Raw genomic sequence first — 251 nt, forward strand, 5'->3', positions numbered from 1 at the left:
ATGAAAGCCTGGATATTGTAGATGCCGAAAATATGAACTGGATGCAGGCATTGCGTTTTGTTGCAGCAAAAGGCCATCAGAAAGCGATTATTGTTTTCCAGGATACGTTGCAGACAGGAAAATATGACTCTGGATTGAAATCAATAGTTTGGACAGATTATAAAAATCAAAAATTGACTGACACGATGTCACTGCGTTATTTGGTTCGATTCACGTTGGTGGATGTGGCTACAGGTGAGTGGGCTACCTGG

1 protein-coding gene is annotated in these 251 nt (G+C 41.4%); it reads left to right on the plus strand.

Features of this window, described 5'->3' with window-relative positions; genetic code table 11:
• The coding region (locus tag A1D26_RS05900) for a hypothetical protein (protein WP_332835447.1) at positions 1-251 on the plus strand (251 nt) is incomplete at both ends.

Source organism: Ursidibacter maritimus (genome assembly GCF_009761395.1).
Classification (GTDB): Bacteria; Pseudomonadota; Gammaproteobacteria; order Enterobacterales; family Pasteurellaceae; genus Ursidibacter; species Ursidibacter maritimus.